The sequence below is a fragment of the Microbacterium sp. PI-1 genome (assembly GCF_004337555.1).
Classification (GTDB): Bacteria; Actinomycetota; Actinomycetes; order Actinomycetales; family Microbacteriaceae; genus Microbacterium; species Microbacterium aurugineum.
In genome coordinates this window covers 14,207-30,116 of record NZ_SJYZ01000020.1, presented here as the reverse complement: position 1 = coordinate 30,116, position 15,910 = coordinate 14,207, and the positions used below count along the sequence as shown (strand labels likewise).

Annotated in this window: 14 protein-coding genes; 13 read left to right on the top strand and 1 reads right to left on the bottom strand. The window is 68.1% G+C overall.

All coding sequences use genetic code 11. The annotated features are described in order from the left end of the window. Positions 1-16: 16 nt before the first annotated feature. Positions 17-817: a MerR family transcriptional regulator gene (locus tag E0W80_RS14900; protein ID WP_131493619.1), complete on the bottom strand. Its 801-nt coding sequence runs from the start codon at positions 815-817 to the stop codon at positions 17-19. A 171-nt stretch (positions 818-988) separates the two neighbouring features. Here E0W80_RS14900 and E0W80_RS14895 point away from each other — a divergent pair, with 171 nt between their 5' ends. The 13 genes from E0W80_RS14895 (at position 989) to E0W80_RS14835 (ending at position 15,892) form a co-directional block, all read left to right on the top strand. Next, entirely contained in the window at positions 989-2,350 is a 1,362-nt protein-coding gene (locus E0W80_RS14895) for an HNH endonuclease signature motif containing protein (RefSeq protein ID WP_131493617.1), read from the top strand. 136 nt (positions 2,351-2,486) lie between these two features. Continuing rightward, positions 2,487-4,352: a molecular chaperone DnaK gene (gene dnaK / locus E0W80_RS14890; RefSeq protein WP_047519808.1), complete on the top strand. Its 1,866-nt coding sequence runs from the start codon at positions 2,487-2,489 to the stop codon at positions 4,350-4,352. Positions 4,353-4,354: 2 nt separating this feature from the next. After that, entirely contained in the window at positions 4,355-5,008 is a 654-nt protein-coding gene (locus E0W80_RS14885; RefSeq protein ID WP_047519806.1) for a nucleotide exchange factor GrpE, read from the top strand. A 7-nt stretch (positions 5,009-5,015) separates the two neighbouring features. Beyond that, positions 5,016-5,999: a DnaJ C-terminal domain-containing protein gene (locus E0W80_RS14880; protein WP_131493616.1), complete on the top strand. Its 984-nt coding sequence runs from the start codon at positions 5,016-5,018 to the stop codon at positions 5,997-5,999. Between the two features lie 40 nt (positions 6,000-6,039). Beyond that, positions 6,040-6,453, top strand: coding sequence for a MerR family transcriptional regulator (locus E0W80_RS14875; protein ID WP_131493656.1), 414 nt, complete (start codon positions 6,040-6,042; stop codon positions 6,451-6,453). A 49-nt stretch (positions 6,454-6,502) separates the two neighbouring features. Beyond that, positions 6,503-7,165: a GntR family transcriptional regulator gene (locus tag E0W80_RS14870; protein ID WP_131493614.1), complete on the top strand. Its 663-nt coding sequence runs from the start codon at positions 6,503-6,505 to the stop codon at positions 7,163-7,165. 121 nt (positions 7,166-7,286) lie between these two features. Continuing rightward, positions 7,287-8,255 carry a tripartite tricarboxylate transporter substrate binding protein gene (locus E0W80_RS14865; RefSeq protein WP_131493612.1) on the top strand — a complete coding sequence of 323 codons (969 nt, stop codon included), beginning with the start codon at positions 7,287-7,289 and terminating at the stop codon, positions 8,253-8,255. A gap of 87 nt (positions 8,256-8,342) precedes the next feature. Continuing rightward, the gene (locus E0W80_RS14860; protein ID WP_240740546.1) at positions 8,343-8,936 is read left to right on the top strand and encodes a tripartite tricarboxylate transporter TctB family protein; all 594 of its coding nucleotides are present in this window, start codon (positions 8,343-8,345) and stop codon (positions 8,934-8,936) included. Then, a complete protein-coding gene (locus E0W80_RS14855; RefSeq protein WP_131493610.1) occupies positions 8,933-10,588 on the top strand; it encodes a tripartite tricarboxylate transporter permease in 1,656 nt (551 codons plus the stop codon). Before E0W80_RS14860 ends, E0W80_RS14855 begins: the two co-directional genes overlap by 4 nt. Further along, on the top strand, positions 10,585-11,454 hold the full coding sequence (locus E0W80_RS14850; RefSeq protein WP_131493608.1) for a dihydrodipicolinate synthase family protein: 870 nt from the start codon (positions 10,585-10,587) through the stop codon (positions 11,452-11,454). The genes E0W80_RS14855 and E0W80_RS14850 overlap by 4 nt, the downstream gene beginning before the upstream one ends. 177 nt (positions 11,455-11,631) lie before the next feature. After that, entirely contained in the window at positions 11,632-12,618 is a 987-nt protein-coding gene (locus E0W80_RS14845) for a LacI family DNA-binding transcriptional regulator (protein ID WP_131493606.1), read from the top strand. A gap of 119 nt (positions 12,619-12,737) precedes the next feature. Continuing rightward, positions 12,738-14,261: an FGGY family carbohydrate kinase gene (locus tag E0W80_RS14840; protein WP_131493605.1), complete on the top strand. Its 1,524-nt coding sequence runs from the start codon at positions 12,738-12,740 to the stop codon at positions 14,259-14,261. Next, positions 14,258-15,892 carry a fucose isomerase gene (locus tag E0W80_RS14835; RefSeq protein WP_131493603.1) on the top strand — a complete coding sequence of 545 codons (1,635 nt, stop codon included), beginning with the start codon at positions 14,258-14,260 and terminating at the stop codon, positions 15,890-15,892. The genes E0W80_RS14840 and E0W80_RS14835 overlap by 4 nt, the downstream gene beginning before the upstream one ends. The last annotated feature ends 18 nt before the right edge of the window (positions 15,893-15,910 follow it).

Below are 15,910 nucleotides of genomic sequence, written 5' to 3'. Positions count from 1 at the left end.
CAGTGCGTGATTCCGCTCAGGCGCGTCGGACAGGCTGCTGCAGTTCGGTGACCCAATCGGACTGGTCGTCGCCGACGGCGCGGACGTAGAGCTCCCTGCAGGGACCGTCGTGCACGAGGCCGCGAGCGAAGATCTCGGCGTGGATCGCCTGCCAGCTCTCCGCGATGTGCTCCATCGAGCCGAGGTGGATGCCGCAGACGGCTTCATCCGCCGCAGGGAGCTCGATGATGTCGAACTCCTCACGCGCGGGGCCCGCATAGGTGTAGCCGACGATGACCTCCAGTCCGTCGTCGAGCGTCGTGTACTGGGCGATCGGTGTGGTCAGGGGGTGTTCGCCGCCGATGGTGTCCGCGACCGCGTCGAAGGCGGAACCGACCACAGTTGCGACGGCCGGCTGATCGGGGACGACCGTGCGGACGGCGGCGAGCCGGACGGCGGGGAGGGGCTTCTCGACGATCTCGATCCGTGACATGTGCTTCTCTCTCTCGATGAGGTGGAGGCGCCTCTCCACGTCGACGAGTCTCTCCGCGGCGATCCGATGCTCCTGCTCGACCTCTGCGCGGCGGATCCGCAGCAGGGAGGCGATGCGCTCGGCATCGACTCCCTGTTCGAGGATGGCCGAGATGTCGTCGAGGCCGAAGCCCAGCTGGCGCAGGGCGACGATCCGATGCAGCCTTTCCAGCTGCGACGGGTCGTAGGAGCGGTAGCCGTTGAACTCGTCCACGTGGGCGGGCACGAGCAGTCCGGCCGTGTCCCAGTGCCGCAGCATGCGGTGGGTCACCTGGCCTATCTGCGCGAACGCTCCGATGGACAACATGTGTCTGTTCTCCCGTCTGCCACCGTGTCAGGGTCAAGTATCGCCTCGGTCCGGTCTGAGGTCGGCTCGTCCAGGGCCGAGGCGAATGTGCTCCCAGCCCCATTCCGGTATCTTGGTTTTCGGCGCTGATCTGGGTGTTTCAATGTCGGTGGTCCCTGGTTCACTGAAGGTATGACAGCGCTGGCGGATGCGACCCTCGAGCAGGTGGATGCTCTCGCCGCGCTCACCGAGATGCTCGTCGAGGTCGAGCGCACGATCAGCAGTCTGCAGGCCGCGCGAGACGGCATCCTGGCGGTCGGGTCGCGGCTCGCGCTCGACGTGGCCGCGCAGGCGGGGCATCCCGATCACGGAGACATGTCGGCCCGCACGATCGCCGCGGAGTTCGCCACGGCCCTGCGGGTGAGTGATCGAACGGTGCAGCGCCGGATGGCCGACGCGGCCTGGGTCGTGGAGCACTTCCCGCTGGTCTGGGAGGCGCAGGGGGCGGGTCGCATCAGCGCGGCGCACGCCCGAGTCGTCTGCGAAGCGGGCGAGCACCTGCCCGATGCGGCGAGCCGCGCCGCCTATGCGGCTCAGATCATCTCCTTCGCCGAGATCGAGTCTCCCGCTCGTGTCGGCCGAATGGCTCGGCGGGTGGCCGAACGGTTCCAGGCGCGGTCGATCGATGAGCGGCACCTCGATGCGCGGGAGAAGAGATCCGTGTGGGTGAAAGACGTCGGAGACGGGATGACGCAGCTCGGCCTGCTCGGTCCGTCGGCGCTCGTGCACGGGGTCTTCGAACGGCTCACGCAGATGGCCGAGGCGGTGCAGGGGCACGAGTCCCCGGAGCATGGGTCCACCGAGCGTGAGTTCACGGAGCACGAGTCCCCGGGGCATGAGTACCCGGAGTATGAATCCCCGGAGCTCCCGGCTCCGGAGCCGGACGAGCGCACCCTCGCGCACCTCCGCGCCGATCTCGCTCTCGACCTGCTCCTCACCGGCGCTCCGGCCGGACACGATCGCGGCGAGGGGCTCCTGGCGGCGATTCGCGGAACGGTGTCGATCACGGTCCCCGTCACGACGCTGATCGGCGAGGGCTCGACTCCGGCCGAGCTGAACGGCCGCGCTCCGGTCGACCCCGCGACCGCCCGCCGGATCGCCGGCGCGGCGGCGGGGTGGGACCGGATCCTCACCCACCCCATCACCGGCGCGGTCCTCGCGGTCGACCGCTATCGTCCCGGTCCGGATCTGAAGCGGCATCTGAGGGCGAGGGATCAGCGGTGCCGATTCCCGACCTGCGGGTACGCGTCCGTGGACTGCGACATCGACCATCATCACGAGGCCGCGCTCGGGGGAGCCACCGAGGAGTCGAACCTCGGTCACCTGTGTCGTCGCCATCACGTGCTCAAGCATCATTCGCCGTGGGTGGTCGAGCCCCTGGGTGGTGGCGTCTACGCCTGGACGAGCCCGACCGGCAAGGTCTACGTCGACCGGCCCCCTCCCCAGAACACCGTCACGTTCACGGAGGATCCGGCGATTCTCGCGCCCTTCTGAAAAAGTTGAGTCGACTCGTATCAAGTTGATTTGACACCTGCGGAGCGCCGGCGTACAGTTGAGTCATCGCGACTCAGGTTTCCCTGATCGCCGCAGATTTCCGATCCCAACGAACTTCCAACAAAGGAGAGAACACATGGCACGTGCTGTCGGTATCGACCTCGGAACCACCAACTCCGTCGTCAGCGTCCTCGAGGGTGGCGAGCCCAAGGTCATCGCCAACGCCGAGGGCTTCCGCACGACCCCCTCGGTCGTGGCCTTCACCAAGGACGGGGAGGTGCTCGTCGGTGAGACCGCGAAGCGCCAGGCCGTCACCAACGTCGACCGGACGATCGCTTCCGTCAAGCGCCACATGGGCACCGATTGGAGCTTCGACGTCGACGGCAAGAAGTGGACGCCGCAGGAGATCTCCGCGCGCATCCTCATGAAGCTCAAGCGCGACGCCGAGGCTTACCTGGGTGACACGGTGACCGACGCGGTCATCACCGTCCCCGCGTACTTCAACGACGCCGAGCGTCAGGCCACCAAGGAGGCCGGGGAGATCTCGGGTCTCAACGTCCTGCGCATCATCAACGAGCCGACCGCGGCCGCTCTGGCCTACGGCCTCGACAAGGGCAAGGAAGACGAGCTCATCCTGGTCTTCGACCTCGGTGGCGGAACGTTCGACGTCTCGCTGCTCGAGGTGGGCAAGGACGACGACTTCTCCACGATCCAGGTGCGTGCGACCGCCGGTGACAACCGTCTCGGTGGAGACGACTGGGACCAGCGTCTCGTCGACTACCTGATCAAGCAGTTCAAGGAGACCACGGGCGTCGACGTCGCGGGCGACAAGATCGCGCTGCAGCGCCTCAAGGAGGCCGCGGAGCAGGCGAAGAAGGAGCTCTCCTCCTCCACCTCGACGAGCATCAACCTGCCGTACCTGTCGCTGACGGAGTCCGGCCCGGTCTCGCTCTCCGAGACGATCACCCGCGCGAAGTTCGAGGACCTCACGAAGGACCTGCTCGACCGCACCAAGAAGCCGTTCGAGGATGTCATCCGCGAAGCCGGCATCAAGGTGTCCGAGATCGACCACATCGTGCTCGTCGGTGGTTCCACCCGTATGCCCGCGGTCGCCGAGCTCGTCAAGCGCGAGACCGGCAAGGACGCGAACAAGGGCGTCAACCCGGATGAGGTCGTCGCCGTCGGCGCCGCTCTCCAGGCCGGTGTCCTCAAGGGTGAGCGCAAGGATGTCCTCCTCATCGACGTCACCCCGCTGAGCCTCGGCATCGAGACCAAGGGCGGCATGATGACCAAGCTCATCGAGCGCAACACCGCTATCCCGACCAAGCGCAGCGAGACCTTCACCACGGCAGACGACAACCAGCCGTCCGTCGCGATCCAGGTCTTCCAGGGCGAGCGCGACTTCACCCGCGACAATAAGCCGCTCGGCACGTTCGAGCTCACGGGCATCGCTCCCGCTCCCCGCGGCATCCCGCAGATCGAGGTCACGTTCGACATCGACGCCAACGGCATCGTGCACGTGTCCGCCAAGGACAAGGGCACCGGCACCGAGAAGTCGATCGTCATCTCCGGCGGCTCCTCGCTGTCGAAGGAAGACATCGAGCGCATGGTGCGCGAGGCCGAAGAGCACGCGGCTGAGGACAAGGTGCGCCGTGAAGCCGCCGAGGTCCGCAACCAGGCCGAGACGCTTGCGTACTCGATCGACAAGCTGATCACCGAGAACGACGACAAGCTGCCCGAAGACGTGAAGACCGAGGTCAAGGCCGACGTCGAAGCGCTCAAGACGGCGCTGGCGGGCGAAGACGACGAGGCCGTGAAGACCGCGTTCGACAAGCTCAACCAGTCGCAGTCCAAGCTCGGCGAGGCCATCTACGCCTCCTCGCAGGCGGATGCTGCTGCCGACGCTTCGGCTGACGGCGAGGCCCCGACCGGTGACGCTCCCTCCTCCGACGAGGACGTCATCGACGCCGAGGTCGTCGACGACGAGGACGAGAAGAAGTAATCATGACGGACAAGAACTTCGACGAGAACCAGAATCCTGAGTCCGCCGAAGGTCGCAGCGAGGGGTCGGACGCTCAGGCGTCCGGCCCCGCGCCGCAGAACCCGGACTCCACCGAGGCGAAGGCCGCCGAGGGGTCGGACGAGACTCCTGAAGACGGTGTCGATGACCTCACGGTCGATGACATCCTCGGAGCGACGCAGACCGGTGAGGCCGCGGCGGAGGACGCCGTGCTCGCCGACCTCGAGTCGACGCTGCTGAACGACCTCAAGCGCCTCCAGGCCGAGTACGCGAACTACCGTCGTCGCACCGAGGAGCAGCGCCAGGTCGAGATCGAGCGGGCGAAGGGCGAGGCCGCCAAGGGCCTCATCCCGGTGCTCGACGACCTCGACCGTGCCGCTCAGCACGGCGACCTGGTCGAGGGCACGCCCTTCGCCGTGATCGCCGAGAAGGTGCGTGCGGTCGTGGAGCGTCTCGGGGTGGCCGCATACGGCGAGAAGGGTGAGGAATTCGACCCTCAGCGCCACGAGGCCATCTTCCAGCAGCCGACCCCCGGCGCCGAGAAGACGACGATCCTCGAGGTCGTCGAGGTGGGCTACCGCCTCGGTGACATCGAGCTGCGCCCCGCGAAGGTCGTCGTCGCTGTCCCTGCGGAGTAGGTGATCGATGGCCAGCCAGGATTGGTTCGACAAGGACTTCTACAAGACCCTCGGGGTCTCCAAGGACGTCAGTGATGCGGATCTGAAGAAGACGTATCGCAAGCTCGCGCGGAAGTACCACCCGGACTCCAATCAGGGTGATGCCAAAGCAGAGGCGAAGTTCAAGGAGATCAGCGAGGCCTACTCGGTGCTCTCCGACGCCGAACAGCGCAAAGAGTACGACGAGATCCGCGCCATGGGCTCCGGCGCCCGCTTCACGGCGGGCGGCCAGGGTGCCGGCGGCTTCGAAGACGTGTTCAGCCGGTTCGGCCAGCAGGGCCGAGGGCAGACGGCCGACTTCGAGGACATCTTCGCGATGTTCAACCAGGGGCAGGGTGCGAGCTTCGGAGGCGGACGCTTCGGGCAGCCGAGCGGTGGCTACCGCGGCTTCGGCGGACCGCAGCGTGGTGCCGACGTCACCGCCCGCACGACGCTCGACTTCGTCACCGCCGTGCAGGGCGAGACCATCTCCCTGCAGGGCGATGACGGCAAGCCGTTCAAGGTGAAGATCCCTGCCGGTGTGGCAGACGGACAGAAGATCCGTCTGCGCGGTCGTGGCCGTCCCTCGCCCGACGGCGGGGAGAGCGGCGACATCGTGGTGCAGATCTCGGTGCGCCCGCACCCCGTCTTCACGCGTGACGGGCTTAACCTGCGCGTCGTGGTCCCGGTGACCTTCACCGAGGCGACCCTCGGCGCGACGATCGAGGTCCCGACGCTCAGCGGTGACGTGGTCAAGCTCCGCGTCGCTCCCGGCACCCCCTCCGGGCGGGTGCTGCGCGTCAAGGGCCGCGGTGTGGCGACGGCGAAGGGAACCGGAGACCTGCTCGCCGAACTCCAGGTCGCCGTGCCCACGCACCTCGACGACGCCGCGCGGGAGGCCCTGGAGAAGTTCCAGGAGCTCGAGCCCACGGAGAATCCGCGGGCGGAGCTGATGGCGAAGGCGCGTCGATGACCGAGCGTCGAAGTGGGCACCGGGGTCGGAGGCGTTCATGATGAACGCTGACACCCCGGTGTTCGCGATCGCGGCGGCGGCCGAGCTCTCCGGTCTCCACCCGCAGACCCTGCGGCAGTACGACCGCATCGGACTCGTGGTCCCCGGACGGACGTCGGGCGGCTCGCGTCGGTACTCCGCCCGCAACATCGAACAGCTGCGCGAGGTCGCCCAGCTCTCTTCGGAAGGTGTGAGCCTCCCCGCGATCGCGCGTCTGCTCGACCTCGAAGACGAGAACCGGGCGCTGCGCAACCGCATCGCGGTACTCGAGAGCGCTCTGCGCACCGAGCGCGAGAACCGCCCCGGCGTGCGGGTGTTCGCCGCCGGATCCGCGGGGGTGGTGCCCGTGCCGAGCGGCCGTCGCATCCGCCGCTCGACCGACATCGTGCTCTGGGATCCGCGCGGACACGCCTAGACACCGATCTCGTGGTGTGTATCCTGTCAACAGTTAACAGGAGGTCACCATGACGCAGACCGTCACGCGCGGAGAATCCCTCGGCGCCCAGGTGGCACGGGTGCTCCGCCAGCGCATCGTGCGCGGCGAACTCGCCCCCGGCGCGCGGATCACCGAGGAAGCGCTCGCCGAGGAGTTCTCGGTCAGCCGTGGCCCCGTGCGCGATGCGCTCACCCAGTTGAGCTTCGAGAAGCTCGTCGAGGTGCAGCGTCCCCGCGGCGTGTACATCGTGGGACTCACGGGGGATGACGTCGATCAGCTGTACAGCCTGAGGGGTGCGCTCGAACAGCTCGCCCTCGCGCGGGCCATGCGTGTCGACGACGAGGCGCGCTGGGCCGCGATGGCGGCGGCCGTCGACCGCATGGGCGAGGCCGCGGACCGCGGCGACCATGCCGCATTCGTCACCGCGGATCTCGAGTTCCACTCGCAGATCTACGCGCTCGCCGATCACCCGCGTCTCGAGGGTGCATGGAATCAGTACCTCCCGACGTTCACCGCGCTGCTCGAGGTCACGATCAACCATGACGAAGACCTGCACGAGTCTTCCGATGATCACGTGACGCTCATGCAGGTGATGCGCACCGGCACGCCGGCGCAGGCGGCGAAGGTGCTGTCCGAGCATCTCGACGGTGCTCGTCGACGCATGCTGAGCGAGATCGCCACCCACGCCTGAATGCGGAGCCGTGCCTGCGGCCCTCGCGGCGCACGTTTCGTCCGAGTGTTGACTGTTAACAGTCAACACTGCTACGGTCGGGGGAGTCGACAACAAGGTCGACCCACGTAGAGGAGCAAAGATGCCCCGCAAGCGCATCACCCGGGCGGCTGCCGCGATCGCCGCCCTCGCAGCCACCGCTCTCATCGTCTCGGCCTGCACCAAGGTCGAAGAGGGCGAGGGCGCCGAATCGACCTACCCGGAGAAGGACATCCGGCTCATCATCCAGGCCAACCCCGGGGGAGGATCAGACCTCTCGTCGCGCGCACTCGCCACGGAGCTCGAGAAGATCCTCGACGTCAGCGTCATCCCCGAGAACATGCCGGGTGCCGCCGGAGCGCTCGCGATGGAGTACGTCGGTGCGCAGGATCCCGACGGCTACGTGATCGGATTCGCGCCCGTCGAGATCGCGATGCTGAACACCACGCAGAGCGCGGACGTGCTGCCGGACGACTTCGACCTGCTCGGCCAGATCATGCTCGCCCCCGGTGTCGTCACCGTCGGCGCGAACAGCGGGATCGAGACGCTGGAAGACCTCGTCGCCCAGGCGCAGTCCGGTGCCGTCACGGTCGCGAACTCCGGCGCCGGCTCCATCTGGGAGGCGGCGACCCTCGGACTCGGTGCCGCGACCGACGCCGACTTCACTCCGGTGCCCTACGACGGCGGAGCGACGGCCGTCGCCGCAGCCGCATCCGGCGAGACCGTCGCGGCCGTCTCCGGCCTCGGCGAGGCTCTCGCCCAGGGCGACGCGGTGCGCATCCTCGCCGTCATGAACGACGAGCGCCATCCCGACGCGGAAGACGTCGAGACGGTCGAAGAGGCCATCGGCGAAGACGTCGTCTTCGGAGGCTGGGGCGGCATCTACGCGCCCAAGGGCTTGCCCGACGACGTGAAGTCGACGCTCGAAGCCGCCGTCAAGGAGGCCGTCGAATCCGACAGCTACCAGAAGTTCCAGGCCGACGCCGGAAACCTGGTCGTGTACCGCGACTCCGCCGAATGGACGACGTTCGTCGACGAGCAGTTCGACCTCTTCAAGGACCTCCTGGGCTGAGGAGCCCGGTAGAGAAGACTGCGGGGCCGGGCTCATCACCGGCCCCGCAGTGCTCTCCTTCAGTTCTCGGATCACGAAAGGAGCATCATGTCGACCTCTGCATCGGATGCCTCCGCAGCGGACGGCTCCGCATCGGACGCCTCCGCGGGCGATGTCTCCGCGGGCGATGTCTCCGCGGGCGACGAGTATCAGGGTGCGACCGCGTCGCGACCGCTCGAGATCGTCTTCGCCGTCCTCGCTCTGGCGTTCACGGCCGGATATCTCTTCCTCTCGACGCAGATCCCGCTGCGCCGCGAGGCTGCTCCGGGTCAGATCGATGCCCGCTTCTGGCCGCTCGTCATCGGGGTCACCGGAGTCGTCGTCGCCATCGCGCTGCTCGCCATCGCGATCACCCGCCCCGCACCCGGTCGTGACGACCTCGAGCGCATCCAGCCCGGAGGCTACCTGCGCGTGATCGCCACGCTGGTGATCACGGGCGCCTTCATCGCGCTGTGGTCGCTGGGGTCGGTCATCCTCTTCGGGTACCGCATCGAGGTCTTCCCGATCGCCGCAGCCCTGCTGATGGCCTCCCTCATGCTCCTCTACGGTCACCGCCGCTGGCTGAGCCTGATCATCTACTCCGCCTCCGTCACGGCGTTCGTCTACGTCGTGTTCGGGCTGCTCCTGAGGATCCCCCTGTGAACGCGCTCCTGGAGGGGCTGAACTCGCTCCTCGACATCTCGATCCTGCTCTACATGCTCGTCGGGCTCATGCTGGGCTTCATGGTCGGCGCCTTCCCCGGCATCACCGCGACCATGGCCGTCGCCCTCGCCGCGGGATTCACCATGACCCTCGAGCCCGTGCAGGGCCTCGCCGTGCTGCTGACGATCTACGTCGCGGCGAACTTCGGCGATCGGGTGCCGTCCATCCTCATCAACACTCCGGGAACGCCCGCCTCCATCGCCACCACCCTCGACGGCTATCCGATGGCCAAGCAGGGCAGGGCAGGTCTCGCACTCACCATCTCCGCAATCGTCTCGGCCGTCGGGATCCTCGCCTCGCTGGTGCTGTTCGCGGTCGCGGCCGTCCCGATCGCCAGCTTCGCCCGCGACTACTTCAAGTCCCCCGAACTGTTCGCCCTCGTGGTGTTCGGCATCTCGATCATGATCGGCATCTCGTCGAAGTCGATGCTCAAGGGCATCCTCGCCGGGCTCTTCGGCCTCATGCTCGGCACCGTCGGCACCTACGCCGCGACGGCCGATCAGCGCTTCACCTTCGGGGTGCTCGACCTCGTCGAGGGCGTGAACTTCATCGCCGTGATCATCGGCCTCTTCGGCATCGCGGAACTCTTCGACCAGTTGCTCACGCATCGCGCGTCCCGCGTGCGCCCCATCTCCAGCCTCGGTCGCTGGCTGCCGAACAGGTCCGAGCTGAAGCAGAGCGGTCGTGCCACGGCGGTCGGCGGCGCGGTCGGACTCGGTGTCGGTCTCATCCCCGCCGCGGGCGGTGACATCGCCGGTCTCATCGGGTGGGAACGGGCACGCAAGGTGTCGAAGCGTCCGGAGATGTTCGGCAAGGGATCGATCGAGGGCGTCGCCGCGTCCGACAGTGCTTCCAGCGCGACCTTGGGCGGCTCCCTCACCACGACCATGGCACTCGGCATCCCCGGCGACTCTGTGATGGCCGTGATGATCGGCTCCATGATCATCTGGGGCATCACACCCGGACCCACCCTCTTCACGAACCGCCCCGACCTGGTCGTCTCGATCGTCGGCATCATGCTGATCGCGACGATCCTGTCCCTCGCTCTGAGCCTGGTGCGGATGAAGGGCATGGTGAAGCTGCTCGACGTGCCGCAGCCGTACCTGTGGAGCGGCATCCTGATCTTCTGCATCATCGGCACCTACGCCACCTCCAACAGCCTCTCGACCGTGGTGACGATGCTCGTCTTCGGTGTGATCGGGGTGATGCTCAAGCGCATGCAGGTGCCGGCCGGCCCCGTGGTGCTCGGGCTCCTGCTCGGACCGCTCGCCGAAGAGAACCTCGCCCGCACTCTGGCCATCCTGCCCACGCGTCCGTTCTTCGAGGTCGTCAGCCCCATCGCGCTCGTGCTCCTCGCCCTGGCCGTGCTCTCGATCGTGATGCCGGCGATCCGTGCTGCTCGTCGCCCCCGTGCCGAGCGCGGCTCCCTCGCGGATTCGATCCTCCACGACGACAGCATCCAGCAGATCGAGAAGGCGCACGACGAGCTCGCCGCGCAGCCCGACCTGCTCACCTCCACCGTCCGCAACATCGACGCCCCGAAGCGTCGAGCCCGCACGTCCCGCAAGAACTCCGAGGAGACCGAGAAGTGACCCGCTACGACATCCTGACCGCCGTGCCCACCGCGTTCCACCGCGACGGCACCCTCGACATCGAGGGTTCGCGTGCGATCTTCCGATTCGTCGCCGACTCGGGGAACGAGGGGGCCTTCGTGCTCGGAACGACGGGGGAGTTCCCCGCTGTGGACGCCGGCGAGTTCGCGGCCATCGTGGAAGCCGCTCTGGCCGAGTTGAAGGAGCGGATGCGCGTGGTCGTGCATGTCGGTCGGCCCAGTACCTTCGAGGCCGTGCGCCTGACCCGCATCGCCCGTGAGCTGGGCGCCGTCGAGTTCGCCGCGCTCACGCCCTACTACCTGAAGGCGACGGACGACTCGATCTTCGAGTACTACCGTGCGGTGTCGGACGCCGTCGGCGACGGGCGCTTGTACGTGTACATCTACCCGGCGCGGAGTGGAAACCCGGTGTCGCCGGAGCTCCTCGTGCGGCTCGCGGAGCTGCCCAACGTCGTGGGAGCCAAGATCAGCGAGCTCTCGCTCGACGACATCGCCGCCTACCGTGCCGTCGTGCCCGCCGACTTCGAGCTCTACACCGGCGCCGACCGCGACCTGATCGCCGCCGTCGAGGTGGGCGCCCAGGGTGTCGTCTCCGGGGTGTCATCCGTGACGCCGAAGCCGTTCCGCGCCCTCGCCGACGCCGGGCGGTCGGGGGATGCGGCAGCCATCACCGCTGCGCAGGCCGCGGTCGACGAAGTGGTCGCCCTCATCGGCGGCGACATGGCCCGCATGAAGGAGGCCTACCGCGTGCTCGACGTGGTCGACACGCACTGCCGCATGGCGATCGCCGAGCCGAGTGCCGCCGAGCGCACCGCCGTCGCCGAGGTGGTGGCCGCGCACCGGTGAGGCGGCTGCCGGTGAGACGGCTGCCGGCGCGCACGCGCAGGCGGAGAGCTCTCGGTAGCGGCTTTGCGACCCTGGCATCGATTTCACCCGCGCAAGGAATTCCGGTTCCCGCGCGATACTGTTGCAGCACCGGCCGCGGTCGGTGGGAGTAGGTGTCAGCGGGGAGCAGGGGAGCGCATGGCAACGATCTACGACGTCGCCGAACTCGCGGGGGTCTCGCCCGCGACAGTCTCGCGCGTGTTCAACGGGACGAACGTGTCCGAGGAGAAGGTGGCGGCCGTGCGCAACGCCGCGGAGAAGCTGAAGTTCACTCCCAATCGCACCGCCCGCACGCTACGGCGCCAGAGTTCCGAGGTCATCGCGCTCGTGATCCCCGACATCGAGAATCCCTACTTCACCGAGATGGCGCGCGGCGTGGAGGATGTCGCCTCCGAGGCCGGATACTCGGTCGTGCTCTGCAACTCGGACGCGCAGGTGGAGAAGGAGGCCACCTATCTGCGGATCGCGATCGCCGAGAACATGTCCGGAGTGATCATCGCGACAGCCGATGAGCGCTCCGACCTCGACGGTGTCCTCGCCACCGGCCGCCCTGTCGTGGCCGTCGATCGCAGCACGAGCTACGACATCGACAGCGTCATGATGGCCAATCGGTCGGCGGGGACATCAGCCACCCGGAGCCTGATAGACGCCGGGCACCGCCGCATCGCCTACATCGGGGGCCCCGCGCACATCGACACCGCCGCTGAACGCGCCGCGGGCTGGCGCTCTGTGCTCGCCTCGGCGCACCCCGGTCACGCCCTCGACGAGCTCGAGCGCTTCACGACGTTCCGCGTCGACGGTGGTCGGTCGGCGATGGAAGAGCTGCTCGCGCTTCGCGAACCGCCCGATGCGGTCGTCGCGGGCAACAACCTCATCGGTGTGGGAGCTATCCAGGTGCTCACCGAGCATGGGCTCACTCCGCCGGACGTCGGCGTGGCGGTCATCGGTTCTCTGCCGTTCACGACGCTTTCTCCGACAGCCGTGACCGTGGTGCGCTTGCCCGCGCGGCATATGGGCGTGACCGCGGCGCGGATGTTGCTCGATCGGATCGACGGCGATACGCAACCGGCTCGCACTGTCGTGCTGCGCAACGAGGTCCAGCCGGCCAGCGCCACCCGGCGCTGAGCGGACCGCGACCGGAAGGGTCGATGCGGGAGCGCGCACGCCCTTGCATCATGAAATCGATTTCGCGTACAGTGTCGAACAAGCCACGGACTCGGTCGTCCCGGCAGGAGGAGGACTCCATGCGCTGCACCCTCGGGGTGGACATCGGCACGTCCAGCAGCAAGGGCGTGCTGGTGGGGCCCGACGGCGTCATCGCGGCATCCGCGACCAGGGCGCATGACGTGGAACGACCGCACTCCGGCTGGGTCGAGATGGACGCCGCGATCTGGTGGGAGGAGTTCGTCGCGATCGTGCGCGAACTGCTCGCCGGAGTCCCGGAGGCCGAGATCGTGGGGGTGGGGGTCAGTGGCATGGGACCCTGTGTCCTGCTCGTCGATGAACGGGACGCCCCCGTGCGCCCCGCGATCCTGTACGGGGTCGACACCCGTTCGACCGCGCAGATCGAGCGCCTCACGCATGAGCTCGGTGTCGAGGAGATCACGCGTGTCGGAGGGTCGACTCTGACCTCGCAGGCGGGCGGACCGAAGATCGCGTGGGTTGCGGAGGAGGAGCCCGAGGCCTGGGAACGCGCACGACGTCTGTACATGCCGGCGTCCTGGCTCGTCCGTCGGCTCACGGGAGCGTACGTGCTCGATCACCAGTCCGCCAGCCAGGTTTCTCCTCTCTACGACATCGAGGGGGAGCGGTGGCACGACCCGTGGTGGGAGCGGTACGCCGGGGGCATCGAGCAGCCGCGCCTGCAGTGGGCGGGGGAGATCGCCGGAGAGGTGACGGCTGAGGCAGAATCGGTCACCGGGATCCCTCTGGGAACGCCCGTGATCGCGGGGACGATCGATGCCTGGACGGAAGCTGTCAGCGTCGGCGCGCACGAGCCCGGCGACCTGATGCTGATGTACGGCACGACCATGTTCCTCGTGGCCACCGGTGAAGAGACCCTGCGGACCCCGTCCATGTGGACCACGGCGGGGGCCTTCGCCGGTACGCGCAACCTCGCCGGCGGGCTGTCGACATCCGGGGCTCTGACCGCCTGGCTCAAAGGGCTGACCGGTGCCGACTATCCTGAACTGCTCGCCGAGGCTGCCGCGTCGGGTGCCGGAGCGCGCGGCCTTCTCGTGCTGCCCTACTTCGCGGGCGAGCGCACGCCGATCCAGGACCCGGACGCCCGGGGCGTGATCGCCGGGCTCACACTCGAGCACACGCGCGGCGACCTCTACCGAGCGATGCTAGAAGCGACCGCACTCGGTGTGCGGCACAACGTCGAGACCATGCGGGCGGCCGGCGCCGACATCCGCCGCATCGTCGCGGTGGGGGGCGGAACACAGGGTCGGCTTTGGCTCCAGGTCGTGTCCGACGTCACCGGCCTCGTCCAGGAGGTGCCTGCGACCACGATCGGCGCGAGCTACGGAGCGGCCTTTCTCGCGGCGACCGCGACGGCGGTGCCCGACGAGCGCCCGGCGATCACGGAGTGGAACCCCATGTCAGAGCGGATCCGCCCGGATGACGGGTTGCGACCGTTCTATGACTCCCTGTTCGCGCGCTACCGGCGGCTCTATGAGGGATCCCGACCCGTGGTGCACCAACTCGCGGCCGCACAGCGAGGCGGCTCCCCGCTCACCCCGACCCCAACACCGGAGGAATCATGACCACCTACACCCTGCCGGCCCCGGCATCGCGTCCGGCTGCCGCCCCGAAGACGGCCTACCTCATCACCTCGGGCGATCTGCGAGAGTCGGCGAACGTCGCGGGCTGGCCCACCCAGGTCGAGCTCGAGATCGGGGTCACCGGTGTGCTCGACGACCTCGGGTGGCAGGTGATCCGTCCCTTCGGCGTCGACCCCGCCACCGGTCACGGGTTCATCTCCAGCCAGCGCATGGGGCTCGAGGTCTTCCGGAGCATCCCGGTCGACGCGCCTCTGATCGTCGCGATCGCCAACTGGCAGTACTCCCACCATGTGCTCGCCGGTCTGCGCACCCACGAGGGCCCGATCCTCACGGTCGCGAACTTCGCCGGCGATTGGCCCGGCCTCGTCGGCCTCCTCGGCTTGAACGCGGGCCTCACCAAGATGGGCAAGCCGTACGCCACGACATGGTCGGTCGACTTCACCGACGAGTGGTTCCGCAACGGCATCCGGGAGTGGACCGAGACGGGCTCCATCGCGCACGACGCCTCGCACGTGCGTCCCCTGCCGGAGCTGCCGGACAGCCCCGAGAAGCAGCTGGGCGAGGCGCTCGCCGCGGAGCTGCTCGCCGAGAAGGCCATCATCGGCGTGTTCGACGAGGGCTGCATGGGCATGTACAACGCGATCTTCGACGACGAGCTGCTCAACAAGACGGGCATCTACAAGGAGCGGCTGTCGCAGTCGGCGCTCTACGCCGAGATGCTCACCGTCACCGAAGACGAGGCGGACGCCGCGTACGACTGGCTGATCGATGCGGGCATGACGTTCCGCTTCGGGCCGGATGCCGCCACCGAGCTCACGCGCGAGCAGGTGCAGTGGCAGTTGAAGATGTACATCGCCGCGCTTCGTATCGCGGACGACTTCGGCCTCGACGCCGTCGGGATCCAGTACCAGCAGGGTCTGAAGGACCTGGTACCGGCGTCCGACCTGGCCGAGGGCATCCTGAACTCGACGGAGCGCCCGCCGGTGAGGTCGCGCGACGGTGCCCGGGTGCTGCACGAGGGACGCGCCTTCCCGCACTTCAACGAAGCGGATGAGGGCGTGGCGGTCGACGCGCTGGTGACCGACCGCGTGTGGCGTGCGATGGGACTCGTGCCGGACAACACGCTGCACGACGTGCGGTGGGGTGAGGAGTACGACGGGGAGTTCGTGTGGGTCTACGAGATCTCCGGCTCCGTCCCCGCCTCGCACCTGGGCGGGTGGCAGAACGCGGAGGGATGGCGTCAGGGCCACGTGTTCTTCCCGGCGGGCGGTGCGACGATCAACGGGGTCTCCCAGCCGGGGGAGATCGTGCTGTCGCGGGTGTTCATCGCCGACGGCGTCCTGCAGGCCGACATCTTCCGTGCCTCGGTCGTCGAGCTCCCGGCCGACGAGACGCAGCGCCGGAAGGATGCCACGAACCCGGAGTGGCCGATCGCGCACGTGGTGCTGCACGGCGTCTCGCGGGATCAGTTCATGGCCCGCCACAAGGCCAACCACGCGCAGCTCGTCTACGCACCGGATGCCGAGACGGCCGACCGGGCACTCATCGCGAAAGCCTCGATGTTCGCGGGGATGGGCATCCAGGTGAATCTGGTGGGCGACGTCACCCTCTGAGAGATCAGGGGAAGCCCG